At 56.4% G+C, this 17,858-nt stretch carries 15 protein-coding genes; 8 read left to right on the top strand and 7 right to left on the bottom strand.

Annotated features, from left to right (window positions below; translation table 11 throughout):
* Window positions 1-122 precede the first annotated feature (122 nt).
* Window positions 123-401 (top strand): stress-induced protein YchH, encoded by a 279-nt coding sequence (gene ychH / locus AC1RKC_RS03665; protein ID WP_041414467.1) that lies wholly within the window; start codon window positions 123-125, stop codon window positions 399-401.
* 184 nt (window positions 402-585) lie between these two features.
* Here ychH and prs read toward each other — a convergent pair whose 3' ends face one another.
* The 3 genes from prs to lolB all read right to left on the bottom strand — a co-directional run bounded on the left by prs (window position 586) and on the right by lolB (window position 3,193).
* Entirely contained in the window at window positions 586-1,533 is a 948-nt protein-coding gene (prs, locus tag AC1RKC_RS03660; protein ID WP_041414469.1) for a ribose-phosphate diphosphokinase, read from the bottom strand.
* Window positions 1,534-1,706: 173 nt separating this feature from the next.
* Window positions 1,707-2,573, bottom strand: a complete 867-nt coding sequence (gene ispE / locus AC1RKC_RS03655; RefSeq protein ID WP_048760649.1) for a 4-(cytidine 5'-diphospho)-2-C-methyl-D-erythritol kinase — start codon at window positions 2,571-2,573, stop codon at window positions 1,707-1,709.
* A complete protein-coding gene (lolB, locus tag AC1RKC_RS03650; protein ID WP_020826445.1) occupies window positions 2,570-3,193 on the bottom strand; it encodes a lipoprotein insertase outer membrane protein LolB in 624 nt (207 codons plus the stop codon). Before lolB ends, ispE begins: the two co-directional genes overlap by 4 nt.
* A gap of 715 nt (window positions 3,194-3,908) precedes the next feature.
* On the opposite strand from lolB, the gene hemA reads away from it, so the two are divergent.
* From hemA to kdsA, 6 genes are all read left to right on the top strand, one after another.
* The gene (hemA, locus tag AC1RKC_RS03645) at window positions 3,909-5,171 is read left to right on the top strand and encodes a glutamyl-tRNA reductase (protein ID WP_037420462.1); all 1,263 of its coding nucleotides are present in this window, start codon (window positions 3,909-3,911) and stop codon (window positions 5,169-5,171) included.
* Window positions 5,172-5,202: 31 nt separating this feature from the next.
* Complete coding sequence (gene prfA / locus AC1RKC_RS03640) at window positions 5,203-6,288, top strand: peptide chain release factor 1 (protein WP_048760652.1); 1,086 nt, start codon at window positions 5,203-5,205, stop codon at window positions 6,286-6,288.
* Entirely contained in the window at window positions 6,288-7,160 is an 873-nt protein-coding gene (gene prmC / locus AC1RKC_RS03635; protein ID WP_261156943.1) for a peptide chain release factor N(5)-glutamine methyltransferase, read from the top strand. Before prfA ends, prmC begins: the two co-directional genes overlap by 1 nt.
* A gap of 13 nt (window positions 7,161-7,173) precedes the next feature.
* On the top strand, window positions 7,174-7,572 hold the full coding sequence (locus AC1RKC_RS03630) for a SirB2 family protein (protein ID WP_046373829.1): 399 nt from the start codon (window positions 7,174-7,176) through the stop codon (window positions 7,570-7,572).
* Window positions 7,569-8,378, top strand: coding sequence for an invasion regulator SirB1 (sirB1, locus tag AC1RKC_RS03625; protein ID WP_020826449.1), 810 nt, complete (start codon window positions 7,569-7,571; stop codon window positions 8,376-8,378). Before AC1RKC_RS03630 ends, sirB1 begins: the two co-directional genes overlap by 4 nt.
* Before the next feature lie 73 nt (window positions 8,379-8,451).
* Complete coding sequence (gene kdsA, locus AC1RKC_RS03620) at window positions 8,452-9,306, top strand: 3-deoxy-8-phosphooctulonate synthase (protein ID WP_020826450.1); 855 nt, start codon at window positions 8,452-8,454, stop codon at window positions 9,304-9,306.
* A gap of 84 nt (window positions 9,307-9,390) precedes the next feature.
* On the opposite strand, the gene dauA is transcribed toward kdsA, so the two are convergent.
* Together dauA and AC1RKC_RS03610 are read right to left on the bottom strand one after the other, a co-directional pair.
* Window positions 9,391-11,079 carry a C4-dicarboxylic acid transporter DauA gene (gene dauA, locus AC1RKC_RS03615; RefSeq protein WP_176983943.1) on the bottom strand — a complete coding sequence of 563 codons (1,689 nt, stop codon included), beginning with the start codon at window positions 11,077-11,079 and terminating at the stop codon, window positions 9,391-9,393.
* A 230-nt stretch (window positions 11,080-11,309) separates the two neighbouring features.
* Window positions 11,310-11,795 carry a heme-degrading domain-containing protein gene (locus tag AC1RKC_RS03610; RefSeq protein WP_116690702.1) on the bottom strand — a complete coding sequence of 162 codons (486 nt, stop codon included), beginning with the start codon at window positions 11,793-11,795 and terminating at the stop codon, window positions 11,310-11,312.
* Between the two features lie 198 nt (window positions 11,796-11,993).
* Here AC1RKC_RS03610 and AC1RKC_RS03605 point away from each other — a divergent pair, with 198 nt between their 5' ends.
* A complete protein-coding gene (locus tag AC1RKC_RS03605) occupies window positions 11,994-13,094 on the top strand; it encodes a GGDEF domain-containing protein (protein WP_493092124.1) in 1,101 nt (366 codons plus the stop codon).
* A gap of 30 nt (window positions 13,095-13,124) precedes the next feature.
* Here the strand turns inward: AC1RKC_RS03605 and mfd are convergent, their stop codons facing one another.
* Entirely contained in the window at window positions 13,125-16,604 is a 3,480-nt protein-coding gene (mfd, locus tag AC1RKC_RS03600; protein ID WP_046373825.1) for a transcription-repair coupling factor, read from the bottom strand.
* Window positions 16,605-16,856: 252 nt separating this feature from the next.
* The gene (locus tag AC1RKC_RS03595) at window positions 16,857-17,840 is read right to left on the bottom strand and encodes a threo-3-hydroxy-L-aspartate ammonia-lyase (protein ID WP_116690699.1); all 984 of its coding nucleotides are present in this window, start codon (window positions 17,838-17,840) and stop codon (window positions 16,857-16,859) included.
* Window positions 17,841-17,858 lie beyond the last annotated feature (18 nt).

The raw sequence follows: 17,858 nt of genomic DNA, 5'->3' as shown, positions 1-17,858 counted from the left end.
TTACCATTTGTGATCCTCTCCGCAATCACCTTGTCCAACCAGGGTCTATACTTAACTTATCAAAGTGGGTTAACCAGTTAGAGAGTTATCCCGGTTGGCACATGGCACTATGGAGGTGGCATATGAAACGTAGAAACGCGGACAGAATGGGCAACTTTTTTATGGGGCTGGGCCTGGTCGTGATGATCGGCGGTGTCGGATACTCCATTGTTGCTGAAGTTTCGCAGTTCAACCTGCCGCAGTTTTTCGCCCATGGCGCAATCATGAGTATCTTCGTGGGTGCGTTGTTGTGGCTGGTTGGTGCGCGTATTGGCGGTCGTGAGCAGGTAGCGGACCGTTACTGGTGGGTAAAACACTTTGATAAACGTTGCCGCAACGATCATCATCGTTCGTCACATTGATTAGAAAGAGAGAAGGGAACAGGCGTTACGGCAAAGGAAATCTGCCGCGCATTAAGGCTTAAGGTCATGTTTGACTACCCGTAGAAAACCCGTTGCTGCTATGCACCAACGGGTTTTTCTTTTTCTGCTTTCGGGCCATCAATCCCTTCGGTACGGCAGGGCGCCGCACCGAAAAGAGAACTGATTAATGCTCGAACATCGCAGAAATTGACTCTTCGTTGCTGATACGGCGGATGGCTTCAGCCAGCATGCCAGACAGCGTCAGAGTGCGTACGTTTTTCAGGGCCTTGATTTCTGGAGACAGCGGAATGGTGTCGCAGACAATCACTTCATCAATTACCGAGTTGCGGATGTTTTCCACGGCGTTACCGGAGAAGATCGGGTGCGTCGCGTAGGCAAATACGCGCTTGGCACCGCGTTCTTTCAACGCTTCAGCCGCTTTACATAAGGTACCGCCGGTATCGATCATATCGTCAACCAGTACACAGTCACGGCCTGCTACGTCACCAATGATGTGCATCACCTGAGAAACGTTCGCGCGCGGGCGGCGTTTATCGATGATAGCCATATCGGTGTCGTTCAGCAGTTTGGCGATTGCGCGGGCGCGCACTACGCCGCCGATGTCTGGGGAAACCACGATTGGGTTCTCCAGATTCTGTTGCAGCATGTCTTCCAGCAGGATCGGGCTACCGAACACGTTATCTACCGGAACATCGAAGAAGCCTTGGATCTGTTCAGCGTGCAGATCCACCGTCAAAACGCGGTCAACCCCTACACTGGAGAGGAAATCGGCTACAACTTTGGCCGTGATTGGCACACGAGCAGAACGCACGCGGCGATCCTGGCGGGCATAACCGAAGTAAGGGATAACAGCAGTAATACGACCTGCGGAGGCGCGACGCAGGGCATCTACCATAACGACCAGTTCCATCAGGTTGTCGTTGGTAGGGGCACAGGTGGACTGGATGATGAAAATATCACCGCCGCGTACATTTTCGTTGATTTGCACGCTCACTTCGCCGTCGCTAAAACGACCTACTGCGGCGTCACCAAGGCTGGTGTACAAACGGTTGGCAATACGTTGTGCTAGTTCCGGGGTGGCGTTACCAGCAAAAAGCTTCATATCAGGCACGAGAAGAACCTCAGGCATGCGTCCAGAGAAGATATTGTCATTCGGCCTTCGCTAAGGGGCAGTTAGCGACGCCGGCGCAATATCATACGGGTGTGTAAAAAAACAACGTGAAACCGAAGCGGCGCAGGGATTACAGGGCCAGGTGTGAATGACCCTGCGCAGCGAAACGAGAACTACGGTTTCATCTGCCCGGAACGGATGCGATGTAGTGGAGAGACGTTAACGCCACGCGCTACAAAACCACGTATCCACTCCGGGGCTTGATTTAACACCTGACGGGCGGCGGTTTCTGTGTCGAATTCAGCAAACACACAAGCACCTGTGCCAGTCAGGCGTGACGGCGCGTATTCTAACAGCCAAGAAACAAGCTGTTCAACCTCGCGAAAACGTTTTCTTGCTATAGGTTCGCAATCATTTGCGTAAGTTGCCTGTAACAGCACACTTAACGGACGAACCGGGGTGTCTCTTTTTAATTCCGCATCGCCAAAAATTGCCGGGGTAGGGATGCTGACCCCCGGATGCGCCACCAGATACCATTTTTCCTGTGGGTTGGCCGGCTGCAAACGCTCACCGATGCCTTCGGCGAACGCTGCATGGCCACGCACGAAAACAGGGACGTCGGCACCGAGCACCAGCCCCAGTTCTGCAAGCTGGTCGTCGCTCAAACCGCAGCGCCACAGTTCATTCAGCGCAACCAGCACCGTAGCGGCGTTGGAGGAGCCACCGCCCAGCCCGCCGCCCATCGGCAGCCGCTTTTCGATGCTGATGTCGGCACCCCGTGGCGCGGTATCCAGCCCATGGCGATCGCAATACTGTTGCAGCAGACGTGCGGCGCGGACAATCAGGTTTTCTTCATCCGGCACGCCCGCCACCGGGGTCAGCAGGTGAATACGGTCATCCTGTCGCACATCGATGGTCAGCGTGTCGCCGTAATCCAGAAACTGAAACAGCGTCTGCAACAGGTGATAGCCGTCTTCACGTTGGCCGGTAATGTATAAAAACAAATTAAGTTTAGCTGGCGATGGCCACTGACGGATCATTTGAGCGTCCAATTATCCATTTTCAGTTTGATGCGCTGGTCACCCTGTTTCAGCTCAAGTCGGCTTGGCAACTGCGGTTGCAGGCTGTTGTTGTAGTCCTGGTAGTCAACGGTCCAGGTCTGTCCGCCTTGCTGGTAGGTCAGCGAGTTCAGGCGATACTGGTCATCCAGCTTGAAGTCGTTGGCTTCACCCGGCAGGCCGAGCATCCATTGGCGCAGGTTATCCAGCGGGATTGCCATACCGGTCAGTTTGCGGATCATCTCTTCGGCATTGTCGCTGACATAGCGCTTGCCCTGATTGTCGGTCAACTGCACCACATTTTTCTGCACGTTGAGATCAAGCTCGGTGCTGCCAAGTGGGTTGGTCAGCAGCAGGCGGTAACGATCAGACGAATACTGCTGCCAGAAGAAGCGCGCGTAGACTTTTTTCTGATCGGACAGGTAGGCGAAAGAGCCCCGGGTCTGATACTGCTCAAGCTGTTGCACCGCTTGCTCATGGGCGCGCCATTGCGGTGATGTCGGGCTGGTGGCCGGGCCGCTGGGTTTGGTGGTGGTACAGGCAGCCAGCACCAGGCTGGCCAGCGGGATCAGGCGTAGCAAACTAACTTTGCGGATTGGCATAACTTTCTCTTGTCCTTTTGTCCTTACGGGCACGCACAGCGAGACCTTGGTATCAGCGTTTACGCTAGCGGGGTAGCGCCGGCGCGTCAATTTTTTGCTGCATCGCTTTGAATCTGGCCGGCTTTGTCACCGCTGTTAGCCTCGGGGGTATGCGCTGCGTTTGCACATAAGATTAACACAATCGCTCAACCCTGCCGCTGTGGGCACAAGAATATCTCTCTGGTCGGGCGGAGGCCGTTGGCGTTTAGTTGAGGTTGCTAGCAGTATGCTGCAATAGTTTATCGCCGGAGGAGAATACAAGGTCATGAAGCTGTCAGTACGCATTGTTATTTCGCTGTTATGCTTCGCGGGTGCGGCATTTTTTTATCTTCAGGCAAAGCATGTTTTTTGTCAGCAGGTCTCTTTTCTTTTGGGTCCCACCTTTCGTTGCGGCACTTTAGGTTGGTAAACGCCGGATATTTGATCGCCGCCTGGCGGCTTAGGGGTTATCGTTATTGCTGAATACTGTGCGGAATATCGCATACTGCACTAAAATTCAGTATGTTATGTCGTCGAATTAATCGTCATCCTGCTGTATTTATTGGCAATTTATCGATTGATGCTGACTATTTCAGCGATTGAACGGAAGATGCGGTTGTTACTTTTATTGAGCCCGCGCATCAAGTAGAATGCCGTTCAACGAGAACCCGTACCAAAAGAAGTATTACTCGAAGCAATGACCCTGCTGGCGTTAGGTATAAATCACAAAACCGCTCCGGTTTCTCTGCGTGAAAGGGTGACCTTCTCCCCAGAGTCGATCGAACAGGCGCTAACCAGCTTGCTCCAACAACCGTTGGTGCAGGGCGGTGTCGTGTTGTCTACCTGCAACCGCACCGAACTTTATCTTAGCGTGGAGCAACAGGAACATATTCACGAACAGCTGGTTGCCTGGCTGTGTGAATACCACCATCTGCGCCCGGAAGAAGTGAGCAAAAGCCTGTATTGGCACCACGGCAACGACGCCGTCAGCCATCTGATGCGAGTAGCCAGCGGGCTGGATTCGCTGGTGTTGGGTGAACCGCAGATCCTCGGACAAGTGAAAAAAGCCTTTGCCGAATCGCAACGCGGCCAGTCGCTTTCCGGTGAGCTTGAACGGCTGTTCCAAAAATCCTTCTCTGTCGCCAAACGCGTACGTACCGAAACCGAAATCGGTGCCAGTGCGGTCTCTGTGGCCTTTGCAGCCTGTACGTTGGCGCGTCAAATCTTCGAATCACTTGCCGAATTGAACGTGTTGTTAGTGGGCGCCGGTGAAACCATTGAACTGGTGGCGCGCCATCTGCGCGAGCACAAGGTACGGCATATGATTATTGCCAATCGTACCCGCGAACGTGCGCAACTGCTGGCGGACGAAGTTGGCGCGGAAGTGATCACATTACCGGAAATCGACGAACGCCTGGCGGACGCCGATATCATCATCAGTTCTACCGCCAGCCCGCTGCCGATCATCGGTAAAGGGATGGTGGAGCGCGCGCTGAAAGCGCGTCGCAACCAGCCGATGCTGCTGGTGGATATCGCCGTACCGCGTGATATCGAACCGGAAGTGGGCAAGCTGGCCAACGCCTATCTGTACAGCGTGGACGATCTGCACGCCATCATTCAAAGCAACCTGGCGCAGCGCAAAGCCGCGGCGGTGCAGGCGGAATCGATCGTTCAGCAGGAAAGCACCAACTTTATGGCCTGGCTGCGCTCACAGGGCGCAGTGGAAACCATCCGCGACTACCGCTCGCAGGCCGATCAGATCCGTGCGGAAATGGAAGCCAAAGCCCTGGCCGCGATTGCGCAGGGCGCCGACGTGGAGCAGGTTATCCACGAGCTGGCCCATCGGCTAACCAATCGTCTTATTCATGCCCCTACCAAATCCCTCCAGCAGGCCGCCGGCGATGGCGACGTGGAGCGGTTGCAATTATTACGCGACAGCCTCGGGCTGGATCAGCATTAGTTTTCTCTTTTAACAGGGTTTAATACCACGCATGAAGCCTTCTATTGTTGCCAAACTGGAAGCGTTACAAGAGCGCCATGAAGAAGTGCAGGCGCTGCTCGGCGATGCCGGCGTTATTGCCGAGCAGGATCGGTTCCGTGCGCTGTCGCGCGAATATGCACAGTTGACCGATGTCAGCCGCTGTTTCCTGGAATGGCGTCAGGTGCAGGACGATCTGGCTACGGCGGAAGTGATGCTGGACGATCCGGAAATGCGTGAAATGGCGCAGGAAGAGTTGAAACAGGCCAAGGCCGCGACGGAAGAGCTGGAACAGCAGCTGCAACTGCTGCTGTTGCCGAAAGATCCGGATGACGAGCGCGGTTGTTTCCTGGAAGTGCGCGCCGGGACCGGCGGCGACGAAGCGGCGATTTTCGCCGGCGACCTGTTCCGCATGTACAGCCGCTATGCCGAAATGCGCCGCTGGCGCGTTGAGATCATGAGCGCCAACGAAGGCGAGCATGGCGGTTATAAAGAAGTGATTGCCAAGGTTTCTGGCGACGGTGTTTACGGCCAGCTCAAATTTGAATCCGGCGGTCATCGCGTACAGCGCGTGCCGGAAACCGAGTCGCAGGGGCGTATTCATACCTCCGCGTGCACCGTGGCAGTGATGCCGGAAATACCGGAGGCTGAACTGCCGGAGATCAACGCGGGCGATCTGAAAATCGACACCTTCCGTTCCTCAGGCGCAGGTGGTCAGCACGTTAACACCACCGACTCGGCGATCCGTATTACCCACTTGCCGACCGGCATTGTGGTGGAGTGTCAGGACGAGCGCTCACAGCACAAGAACAAAGCCAAAGCGATGGCGGTGTTGGGTGCGCGTATCCGTGCAGCAGAAATGGCCAAGCGCCAGCAGGCAGAAGCTTCAACCCGTCGTAACCTGCTGGGCAGTGGCGATCGTTCAGACCGCAACCGCACCTATAACTTCCCGCAGGGGCGTGTCACTGACCACCGTATCAACCTGACGCTGTACCGTCTGGACGAGGTGATGGAAGGCAAGCTCGACATGCTGATCCAGCCGATTGTGCAGGAATACCAGGCTGACCAGCTCGCTGCGCTGTCCGCCGAGCAGGAGTAATGGACTATCAATCCTGGCTGAAGGCGGCGGTTGCCCGCCTGACGCAGAGTGAAAGCGCCCGACGCGATGCGGAAATCCTGCTGGGGTTCGTGACCGGCCGGGCCAGAACTTTCCTGATGGCGTTTGGCGAAACCGTGCTGACGCCGCAAGAGCAAGAGCAGTTGGAGAGATTGTTGGCACGCCGTGAACGCGGTGAGCCGGTAGCTTATCTGATTGGCGAGCGCGAATTTTGGTCGTTGCCGCTGTCGGTATCGCCCGCCACCCTGATCCCGCGTCCGGACACCGAATGCCTGGTGGAGTTGGCGCTGGAGCTTTTGCCCTCATCCCCTTGCGCCATTCTCGATCTCGGTACCGGTACCGGCGCCATCGCCCTGGCGTTAGCCAGCGAACGCCCAGACTGCAAAGTGACCGGCGTGGATTTACAGCCGGAAGCGGTGGCGTTGGCCCAGCACAATGCGCAGAAGCTGTCGATCGGCAACGCGCAGTTCCTTCAGGGCAGTTGGTTTGCCCCACTGGTCGGAGAAACTTTTGCTCTGATCGCCAGCAACCCTCCTTATATCGACGCCGCCGACCCGCATTTGGCACAGGGCGACGTACGTTTTGAGCCAAGTAGCGCTCTGGTGGCGCCACAGCAGGGGCTGGCGGATTTGTCCGCTATCGTGCAGCAGGCGCCGTACCACCTGCAATCACAGGGCTGGCTGCTGCTTGAACATGGCTGGCAGCAGGGAGAAAGCGTACGCGCACTGCTGCAGGCCGCCGGTTTTATTTCGATCGATACCCGACGCGATTATGGCGGTAACGATCGCGTCACCTTTGGCCAATGGCCGCAGCAATCACTGAAAACCAACAATAACGAAGCACACAGCGATTAAATAAGGAAGCGATATGGCAGTCTACTCGGCGTTAAAACATCTGCATTTGTTGACGGTCACCATCAGTATTGTCTTGTTTGTATTGCGTTTCTTCTGGAAATGGCGCAATTCGGCTATGATGAACAAACGTTGGGTGAAGATAACCCCGCATATAAATGATACGGTGTTGTTCGTCAGCGGCATCGCACTGGTGGTGATGTTCAAGTTATATCCGCTGTTGGGTATGGACTCGTGGCTGACCGAGAAGCTGTTTGGCGTTATTATCTATATCCTGCTTGGCTACGTCGCATTGGGCAAGAAGACCAAAAACCAGAATCTGCGCACACTGGCGTTTGTGCTGGCATTGGGCTGTTTGTACCTGATAATTAAACTTGCCACGACGAAAATACCCTTTCTGATGGGATACTTATGAGTAGTATTGCTGATTTTGAATTTAACACCTCGCTGCTGAGCGAGGGCGTGATCCTGGTATCGCAGTCCGTGCGGCGTGATTTCCCCGCCGCCGAGGTCGAACGCAAGCTGCAACAGCTGGTCGACGAAGCGCGTGCGGCCGTGCCGCAGGATCTCAGCCAGGAACAGCAACTGGACGCACTCATTGAATTGTTCTTCAAAACCTGGGGTTTTGGCGGCGCCAGCGGCGTGTATCGCCTGTCCGACGCTATTTGGCTCGACAAGGTGCTGGAAGGTCGTCAGGGCACGCCGGTTTCGCTCGGCACCATTTTCCTTCATATCGCCGCTCATCTGGATTTACCGCTGCTGCCGGTTATTTTCCCCACTCAACTGATCCTGCGGGCAGACTGGCTGGATGAAGAGATGTGGTTGATCAATCCATTGAACGGCGAGACGCTGAACGAACACCAGTTGGAAGTGTGGATCAAGGGCAACCTGGGTCTGGGCGCCGAACTGGAAGACGACGATCTCGATGAGTCAGAAAACGTCATGGTGGTGCGTAAGATGTTGGATACGCTCAAAGCCGCCCTGATGGAAGAAAAACAGATGGAAATGGCGCTGCGCGCCAGCGAAACGGTGTTGTGCTTCGATCCGGAAGATCCTTACGAAATCCGTGACCGCGGGCTGATTTACGCCCAGTTGGAATGCAACCATATCGCGATTTCCGATCTTAACTATTTTGTCGAACAGTGTCCTGAAGACCCAGTCAGCGAAGTGATCAAGGTACAGATCCACTCGATTGAACCGAAACAGGTCACGCTGCATTAATTCATTTACTATGCCCTGAACGCGACAGGCCAAGGCTTGCGGCAGGACGGGTAACTTCAATAAAGGCGAAAGCATGAAACAGAAAGTGGTTAGCATTGGTGACATCGACGTAGCGAACGATCTGCCGTTTGTGCTGTTTGGCGGTATGAACGTGCTGGAATCGCGCGATCTGGCGATGCGCATCTGTGAACACTACGTCACCGTGACGCAAAAACTGGGCATCCCTTACGTTTTCAAAGCCTCCTTTGACAAAGCCAACCGTTCTTCTATCCACTCCTACCGGGGGCCGGGTCTGGAAGAGGGGATGAAGATCTTTGAAGAAATCAAAAAAACCTTCGGCGTGAAAATCATCACCGACGTTCACGAAGCGTCACAGGCTCAGCCGGTGTCCGAAGTGGTTGACGTGATCCAACTGCCGGCATTCCTGGCGCGTCAGACTGACCTGGTGGAAGCGATGGCGAAAACCGGTGCGGTGATCAACGTCAAGAAGCCACAGTTCGTCAGCCCGGGCCAAATGGGCAATATCGTCGACAAATTCAAGGAAGGCGGCAACGATCAGGTGATCCTGTGCGATCGCGGCAGTAACTTTGGTTATGACAACCTGGTAGTCGATATGCTTGGCATCAACGTTATGAAAAACGTGACGGGCGGCCATCCGGTGATCTTTGACGTGACCCATGCTCTGCAGACTCGCGATCCCTTCGGCGCAGCTTCTGGCGGCCGTCGGGCGCAGGTTGCCGAACTGGCGCGTGCCGGTATGGCGGTTGGCCTGGCAGGTCTGTTCATCGAAGCGCACCCAGAGCCAAACAGCGCCAAATGTGACGGCCCGTCCGCGCTGCCGCTGGACAAGCTGGAGCCGTTCCTGGTGCAGATGAAAGCCATCGACGACCTGGTGAAGAGCTTCCCAGAGCTGGACACCAGCAACTAAACATTTTCACAGCTGTTATTTGTAGGGGCGCAGCATACTGCGCCCGCTATGGTTTAAAGCCCGATTCGTCGGGCTTTTTGTTTTTCAGGCATCGAGCGCTGCAAGCGCTTCAGGCAGCGTCGCGTAGAAATGCAGTTTCCCCTCAATCGGCTGTATCCGTGCCCTTGCCAGCGTTTTCAACGGCTGGAAAGGCATGTCGGTGATTGCCAACTGTTTGCCGGCCGGCAGGGCTTCGATAAAGCGTTGCAAAGCATCCAGTCCCCCGGCATCCAATACCGGCACCGCATCCCACTGCAAGACGATCACGTCATAATTTTCGCTGCGCACCAGTAGCTCGTTAAAAATACGCTCGGCGGCGGCGAAGAACAGCGGTCCATTCACCCGCAGCACCAATCGGCCGTTGTCGGCACTCAGTTCGCTCAGGCGCGTCATGCGCGCAATGCGGCGCATAAACAGCAGCGAGGCCAGCACAATGCCTACGGTAATGGCGATCACCATATCGAACAGCACCGTCAGCGACATGCACAGCAGCATCACCAGAATGTCGTCTTTCGGCGCTCGCCGCAGCAGATAAACCACCTTGTGCGCCTCGCTCATATTCCAGGCCACCATCAGCAACAGCGACGCCATTGCAGCCAGCGGCAGCCAGGACAACCACGGCGCCAGCACCAGTAACGCCAGCAGTACCAACAACGCATGGATGATGGCCGAGACCGGGGAGGTGGCACCGGCGCGTACGTTGGCGGCAGAGCGCGCAATGGCCGCGGTGGCGGTAATGCCGCCGAAGAAAGGCGCAATGATGTTGCCCGCACCCTGGCCGATAAGTTCGGTATTGGAGTTGTGCTTCTTGCCGGTCATCCCGTCCAGCACCACCGCGCACAGCAGGGATTCTATGGCCCCGAGCATCGCCATGGAGAAGGCGGCTGGCAGCAGGGCGGAGAGTGTTTGCCAGCTCAGCGCCATCGGCTTGCCGTCACCGGCCGGTAAATCCCACGGCAGCATCAGCTGCGGCAGAATGGGCGGTATGCCCTGGCCGTGGGTGCCGTCGGCCAGCAGATAGCTGAAGCGCGAGCCGATGGTCGCAACCGGGTGGTCAAACAGCGCCAGAATACCCATAACCGCGGTACCCGCCAGCAGTGCGGGTAAATGGCCCGGTACCCGCAGGCCGAGCTTGGGCCAGAAGATAAGGATCAATAGGGTCACTGCGCCGATCAGGGTGTCGCCGACGTCCAGCGTCGGCAGCGCCTGCAGCAGGGCGTAAACCTTGCCCACATAGTGTTCTGGCACCACCGCCATTTGCAGGCCAAAGAAATCCTTCACCTGCATGGTAGCAATGGTGATGGCGATACCGGAGGTAAAGCCTAACGTCACCGACAGGGGAATGTACTCAATCAGGCGGCCGAAACGCGCCAGTCCCATGATGACCAAAAACAGTCCGGAAAGCAGGGTGGCGATCAGCAGGCCTGAAAGGCCGAACTGCTGCGACACCGGATAGAGGATCACCACAAACGCGGCGGTAGGCCCGGAAACGCTGTAGCGCGAGCCGCCGCTGATGGCAATGACAATCCCGGCAACCGCCGACGTATAGAGTCCATATTGGGGGGGAACGCCGCTGGCAATTGCCAGTGCCATTGCCAACGGGATGGCGATAATACCGACGGTGACGCCGGCGATGGCATCTTTTAGCAGGCGTTGCAGGGAATAGGGATCTCGCCAACAGGCATCAATCAGCGCGCTGAACGGCCTAATGCCGTTAATTTCATGCGTTTTCATCTAAGGTGTAAACCAAGTCTATAAAAGAGAACGGAATGGCGGGCCGGATGCGGTCCGTCTCGAATAGCTGATAGACACCATACGCCAGTTGTGACGGCGATTCCTAGATATACATCAATGCACTTCGGAAAATCAGACTTATACTCTTTCAGGAACGGGATAAATGGCAAGTTACAGACAGGCCGCGGTTTAGGCGGCCTGCGCAGAAAGAATAGGCCAGGTTATACCGCTTAGTGGACCGCCGGTAGGGATAATCCGAGAAAATGCGCCAGGGTGCCGACCAACAGATTGTGATCTTCCAACTGGGGTGAGCCAGAAATGCTGATGGTGCCAATGCAGCCCACGCCACCAAGATTGATCGGGAAGGCGCCACCGTGTGCTGAGTAATCGCTGACGCTCAGGCCATAGCGTTCTTCCAGAGTCGATTGGCGTTGCTGCAGGCGCAGGCCAATCGCGTAAGAGCTCTTGTGGAAGTGCTTCACCACATTGCGTTTGCGCCGTACCCAATCGGCGATATCGGGGGTAGTGCCGGGCATGGCGTAATAAAACAGCGTTTGCCCCGCGAGCTGGATCTCAATGGCGATCGACAGGCGGCGCTGTTCGGCCGCTGATTTCAATGCAGATCCCAGCTCCCAGGCGGTGTTATGGTCAAAATGGCTGAAGGTCAACGCGGTTTCTTGTTCGCTAAGCACATGCAAGTCATCATCGATATTCATGGTCGCCCCCTTTATTGGTTGCCAACAGATTATCCTGAACAGAATTTATGGGATAGATACCTTGGAAATAACATAGAACTGCTAATCTATTATTAACCTGAGTAATAATATGTAAGATGCCGAAATGGATGAGACAGGGAATGCTCAAAATTCGTCGCTAAATCCCCCTGTCGATTCCGTGGAGCCTATCGAATATTTATGACTTACGTCGCGTCAATTCCCACCCTGTATAGTGACGCCTGCATTACCTATGCCACGCTGTCCGTCAGCTATTTTGCCCTCAGTAAAAATGCGCCTTTTTCTTATCATTCTGAAGGATGGAGGCGTATAGTCTTTGGCCTGCTTGCCGGGCTGGCGGTGCTGTTTCTCAATCAGGACCGGCTGGAGTTGAGCGGTAACTTGCATTTCAGCTTTGCCATGATCCCGATGATACTGGTGACCTTTTATGGCGGGGCGGTCAGTGGACTGGTCTGCTACCTGATGTCGCTGGCATTTACGGGAGGCTTGACCGTCGATAATCTGTTTATCGGCTCGATCATCATTCCATTGCTGTTGTCGCGTGTGTGGTTGAGAAAGTCGAATCGGGTGTTTTATCTCACCATTGGCATCATTGCGCTGTACCGTATCGGAGTGGTCTGGTTATTGGCAGATATACGCGCGCTATGGGGAGATGTGTTGTTGTATCAGGCGGTCTCGGCCCTGTGTCTGGCTATATGCTTCCACGGGCTGAATTTCAAAGAGCGCCATATCCACGCTTATTTCTCTATGCGTGATAAAGCCACCACCGACAGCCTCACCCATATCAATAATCGCGCCAGCGTAGACTATCGACTCATGCTGCAGCAGGCGGAGCGCAGCCCCTGCGGGTTGATAATCCTCGATCTGGATAATTTCAAACGAATCAACGACACCTACGGCCATTTGGCTGGAGACCTGCTGCTGGCTCGCGTCGGACAACTGTTGCAAAGCAGCGTGCGCAGTGAGGATTTCGTCGGTCGTTATGGCGGTGAGGAATTTATCGTGATCACTGCCAGTTATGATCCGACAGTGATTGGCGGTGTGGCGGAGCGCATACGACGCAGCGTGGAAACGACGTTATTTTTGCTGGATGAAGACGTCGAGGCACGTATCACGGTTTCTATCGGTGCGTCGTTATACCTGCCCGGCATGGCGTTGGACAAGGCAATAGAGGTCACGGATGAGGCGCTGTATGACGCCAAGCGGCAGGGGAAAAATCGGGTGGTCTGCAGCAGGCTGATGCAGCTTGCCCCGCTGGGTGCCGGTTTTCGGCAGGAATAACCCCTCCTGAAGGTTCAGGAGGGGGATAGGTCAGGCCGCCAGAGTATGTTCGCGGAATGCGGTCAGCAGTTCCTCGGTAAACTTAAGGCGTTTCTGGCGGTCGGTCAGGTCCAGCATAAACTTCAGCTTGGTCGGCCCATCCAGGCGATAGATCTGCGGGTTGCTTTGCAACAGGCCAATCAAATAGCCCGGATCGACCCGATTCTTCTCACCAAACTCGATAAAACCACCGCGCTCATTACCTTCGATGCGCTTGATTCCCAGCTTCTGTGCATGTTGACGCAGCGCCGCACTTTGCAGCAGGTTGCGCGCCGCATCAGGCAGCAGGCCGAAACGGTCGATCAGCTCCACTTTCAACTCTTCCAGCTCGGCGTCGTTTTTCGCGCTGGCGATGCGTTTGTAGAACGACAGGCGCGTGTTGACGTCTGGGATATAGTCATCTGGCAGCAGGGCCGGCATGCGCAGCTCCACCTCGGTCTGGTTGCTGGTAAGATCTTCCAGCGAAGGTTCGCGCCCGTGTTTGAGTGCATCCACCGCGCTTTCCAACAGTTCCATGTACAGCGAAAAGCCGACGGTGGTCATCTGGCCGCTCTGGTCTTCGCCCAGCAGTTCGCCCGCGCCGCGGATCTCCAGATCGTGGGTAGCCAGGGCAAAACCGGCGCCCAGATCTTCCAGTGACGCGATGGCCTCTAGCCGCTTATGTGCGTCGGTGCTCATGGCTTTCGGATTCGGCGTCAGCAAATAAGCATAGGCCTGATGGTGAGAACGTCCGACGCGACCGCGCAACTGATGCAGTTGCGCCAGCCCGAAACGATCGGCGCGTTCGATGATAATGGTATTGGCGCTGGGAATATCGATACCGGTTTCGATAATGGTGGTACAGACCAGTACGTTAAAGCGCTGGTGGTGGAAATCGTTCATCACCCGTTCCAAATCACGTTCGCGCATCTGGCCGTGGCCAATGGCGATACGCGCTTCTGGCACCAGCTCAGCCAGTTTTTCCGCCGCCTTCTCGATATTTTCCACGTCGTTATACAGATAATAAACCTGACCGCCGCGCAGCACTTCACGCAGGATAGCCTCGCGCACCACCAGGCTGTCGTATTCGCGCACGAAGGTTTTCACCGCCAAACGACGCGCCGGTGGGGTAGCGATAATCGACAGGTCACGCATGCCGCTCATCGCCATATTCAACGTACGCGGGATTGGCGTCGCGGTGAGCGTCAGAATATCCACATCGGCACGCATCGCCTTGATGCGTTCTTTGTGGCGAACGCCGAAGCGGTGTTCTTCATCGACGATCAGCAGCCCCAAATCTTTCCAGCGCAGATCGCTCTGCAGCAGTTTGTGGGTACCGATGATGATGTCTACCTTACCGTCGACGGCATCGTCCATCACCTGTTGCTGCTCTTTGGCGCTACGGAAACGCGACATCATCTCGATGCGGATCGGCCAGGTGGCGAAGCGGTCGCGGAAGTTGTCAAAATGCTGCTGCGCCAGCAGGGTGGTTGGCACCAACACCGCCACCTGCTTGCCGTTTTCTACCGCCAGGAAGGCGGCACGCATCGCCACTTCGGTTTTGCCGAAGCCGACGTCGCCACAGACCAGACGATCCATGGCCAGGGGTTGGCACATGTCGCTCAGCACGGCGTTGATTGCCTGCTCCTGATCTGGCGTGGTTTCAAACGGGAAACTTTGGCAGAACAGCTGATACTGCTCACGGTTATGTTTAAAGGCGAAGCCGGTTTTGGCCGCGCGCTGTGCGTAAATATCCAGCAGTTCCGCCGCAACGTCTCGCACCCGTTCGGCGGCTTTTTGCCGTGCGCGCGTCCAGGCGTCTCCACCCAACTTGTGCAGCGGGGCGTTTTCGTCCGCACCGCCGGCGTAGCGGCTGATCAGATGCAATGAAGAAACCGGCACGTAGAGTTTGTCTTCGCCGGCGTAGGCCAGGATCAGGTATTCGGCCTTGATGCCGCCGGCTTCCAGCGTGGTCAGGCCAACGTAACGCCCGACGCCGTGCTCCAGGTGCACCACAGGCTGGCCAGGGTGCAACTCCGCCAGGTTGCGGATCAGCACATCGGTATTAATGGTGCGACGGTTGTCCTGGCGACGGCGGCTAACGCGCTCGCCGAGCAGATCGCTTTCGCAGATCAGCGCCCGGTTGCGCATGCCGTCGAGGAAGCCGCGTTCGGAGGCGCCGACCATCATGTAGCGACCAGCCGGCTCGGCCTGATCGAGATGCTGGATCAAGGCGGTGCTGAGCTTGATGCGGCCGAGCAAATCCTGCAGCGTTTCACGGCGGCCTTCGCTTTCCACCGAGAAAATGATGCTGCCGTCGAAGCTTTCGGTAAAACGACGCAGGTTGTCCAGCGGCGCTTTCTGTTGGGCTTGCACCGCCAGATCAGGCAGGGTGCGATAATCCAGATTGGTGTTGCCGGCTTTGGCGGGCAGCTCTTCGGTTTTCAGCGCCATACGCGGCCAGGCTTTCAATTCGCTAAACAGCTCGTCAACCCGCAGCCACAGGCTTGGCGGCGCCAGCAGTGGGCGCATAGGATCGACCCGGCGGCTCTCGTAGCGTTGGTTAACGTCCAGCCAGAAACGATCGGCTGCGTTCTCCAGATTGCCGGTATTGACGATCAGCGTGTTCTCCGGCAGGTAGCTGAACAGTGACGGCAGCGGTTGGCTGAAGAACAGCGGTTGCCAGTATTCGATACCGGCCGGCCAGGTGCCTTTGCTGACCTGCTGATAAATATGTTCGGCGTCGCGGCGCACCTCAAACTGCTCGCGCCATTGGCTGCGGAACAGTTCGATGGCGTTTTTGTCGGTAGGGAATTCATGGGCCGGCAGCAGATTGATGGCCTCGACTTCGTTCAGCGTACGCTGGTTGTCGACATCAAAGGTGCGCAGGCTGTCGATTTCATCGTCGAAGAAATCGATGCGGTAAGGTTCTTCGCTGCCCATGGGGAACAGGTCGAGCAGCGCGCCGCGGGTGGCGAACTCACCGTGTTCCATTACCTGATCGACGCTACGGTAGCCGGCCTGTTCCAGTTGGGCGCGCAGTTTGTCGCGTGACAGGCGCTGGCCTTTTTTCATCACCAGCGCGTGGCCGTGCAGAAACTCGTGCGGACAAACGCGCTGCATTAAGGTATTGACCGGCAGAATAATTACGCCACGGGCCATGGTCGGCAGATGGTACAGGCTCGACAGGCGGGCAGAGATGATTTCCTGATGCGGCGAGAAGCTGTCGTAAGGCAGGGTTTCCCAGTCGGACAGGGTGGTTACCATTTGGTCGGTAAACTGCTGAATTTCATCGCGCAGCCGCAGGGCATTTTGCATGTCCGGGGCGATCAGCATCACCGGCCCGTTATGACGTTCGACGATCTCGGCGCACTCCACGGCGCAGGCCGAGCCGGTCAGCTGCCCCAACTGGCGCAAATCGCCCGCGCGTTCAGGCAGGGAATAACGGGAGGATGAGGATGAAGAACGGTTAGGGTTATCGGAGGTGCTCATTAAGGTATCTTTAATCAATGTGTTAAATTTCGCCCGGCACAGATCACAACGCGCCTTTACCCGGTAATACTAGCCCACTGAGCCATAAACTGACATAGGTAAAAGCGCGAAACCCGTCGTCTTTCAAGCGGCGACTTTCAAATGTACTGCAGGCAGATTCGTCGCTCCAGTAACGTTAGCGGGCGAATAAATTCGCCCCGATGACTCAGCCATAGGCCAGAGATTGAAGGTTGTGGTGCCCGTAATGCGGCGTTATTCCTGCGCGCCCATGGCAAGATAGTCGGCGATTTTATCAACGTCGACGTTGCCGCCGCTGACGATCACCCCGACCTTTTTGCCCCGCAGGTCGAGCAGCGAATTCATCGCCGCCGCTGCGGCCAGGCAGCCTGTGGGCTCGACCACCATTTTCATCCGCTCCATAAAGAAACGCATCTGTCGGCACAGCTGCTGGTCGCTGACCGTTAAAATATCTTCTACATACTGTTGAATGATCGGGAACGTCAGCGTGCCCACCTGCTGCGTTTGCGCACCGTCGGCGATGGTTTTTGGCACCGGGATCTGTACCGGCTGGCCGCTACGGAACGCCAGCTGAACGTCGTTACCTGCCTGTGGTTCAACGCCGAAAACGCGGCACCCGGGCGACCAGTGGTGTGCCGCCACCGCGCTGCCCGCCAGCAAACCACCGCCGCCGGTGCACACCAACAAAACATCCAGCGGCCCGACTTCCTCAATCAACTCTTTGGTAGCGGTGCCTTGGCCGGCGATCACCTGTGGGTAATCATAAGGCGGCACTATCGTCAGGCCCTGTTCGGCTGCCAACCGCTGGGTTATGGCAGCACGGTCTTCGCTGTGCCGCTGATAAATCACGACGTTGGCGCCGTAGCCGCGCGTTGCTGCCAGCTTGGTTGCCGGTGCGTCGTGCGGCATCACTATGGTCACCTTGACCCCCAGTTCCCGTGCCGCCAATGCCATTGCCTGCGCATGGTTGCCGGAGGAGAAGGCAATTACACCAGCCTGGCGCTGCGCCGGGCTCAATTGAGCAATAGAATTGTACGCGCCACGAAACTTGAAGGCGCCTACACGCTGGAAGTTTTCGCACTTGAAGAACAGCTGCGCCCCGGCGATGTTGTCGGCCTGCTGCGAGGTCATGACCGGTGTGCGCAGGGCATGTCCTGCCAGAATTTCGGCGGCGGTAGAGATATCGGCGGCGGTGATGCAGTGGGGCGTTGAACTCATGGCGACCTCGTCTGGTGA

The organism is Serratia sp. GW822-FHT06E05 (assembly GCF_058799445.1).
Note: the sequence above shows the minus strand (reverse complement) of the source record. Positions and strands in the feature narration are given on the sequence as shown.

What these genes read in the sequence shown, in the direction of transcription:
- ychH (WP_041414467.1), top strand. Translation starts at nt 123, where the DNA reads ATGAAACGTAGAAACGCGGACAGAATGGGCAACTTTTTTATGGGGCTG.
- ispE (WP_048760649.1), bottom strand. Translation starts at nt 2,573, where the DNA reads ATGATCCGTCAGTGGCCATCGCCAGCTAAACTTAATTTGTTTTTATAC.
- lolB (WP_020826445.1), bottom strand. Translation starts at nt 3,193, where the DNA reads ATGCCAATCCGCAAAGTTAGTTTGCTACGCCTGATCCCGCTGGCCAGC.
- hemA (WP_037420462.1), top strand. Translation starts at nt 3,909, where the DNA reads ATGACCCTGCTGGCGTTAGGTATAAATCACAAAACCGCTCCGGTTTCT.
- prfA (WP_048760652.1), top strand. Translation starts at nt 5,203, where the DNA reads ATGAAGCCTTCTATTGTTGCCAAACTGGAAGCGTTACAAGAGCGCCAT.
- prmC (WP_261156943.1), top strand. Translation starts at nt 6,288, where the DNA reads ATGGACTATCAATCCTGGCTGAAGGCGGCGGTTGCCCGCCTGACGCAG.
- AC1RKC_RS03630 (WP_046373829.1), top strand. Translation starts at nt 7,174, where the DNA reads ATGGCAGTCTACTCGGCGTTAAAACATCTGCATTTGTTGACGGTCACC.
- sirB1 (WP_020826449.1), top strand. Translation starts at nt 7,569, where the DNA reads ATGAGTAGTATTGCTGATTTTGAATTTAACACCTCGCTGCTGAGCGAG.
- kdsA (WP_020826450.1), top strand. Translation starts at nt 8,452, where the DNA reads ATGAAACAGAAAGTGGTTAGCATTGGTGACATCGACGTAGCGAACGAT.
- dauA (WP_176983943.1), bottom strand. Translation starts at nt 11,079, where the DNA reads ATGAAAACGCATGAAATTAACGGCATTAGGCCGTTCAGCGCGCTGATT.
- AC1RKC_RS03610 (WP_116690702.1), bottom strand. Translation starts at nt 11,795, where the DNA reads ATGAATATCGATGATGACTTGCATGTGCTTAGCGAACAAGAAACCGCG.
- AC1RKC_RS03605 (WP_493092124.1), top strand. Translation starts at nt 11,994, where the DNA reads ATGACTTACGTCGCGTCAATTCCCACCCTGTATAGTGACGCCTGCATT.
- mfd (WP_046373825.1), bottom strand. Translation starts at nt 16,604, where the DNA reads ATGAGCACCTCCGATAACCCTAACCGTTCTTCATCCTCATCCTCCCGT.
- AC1RKC_RS03595 (WP_116690699.1), bottom strand. Translation starts at nt 17,840, where the DNA reads ATGAGTTCAACGCCCCACTGCATCACCGCCGCCGATATCTCTACCGCC.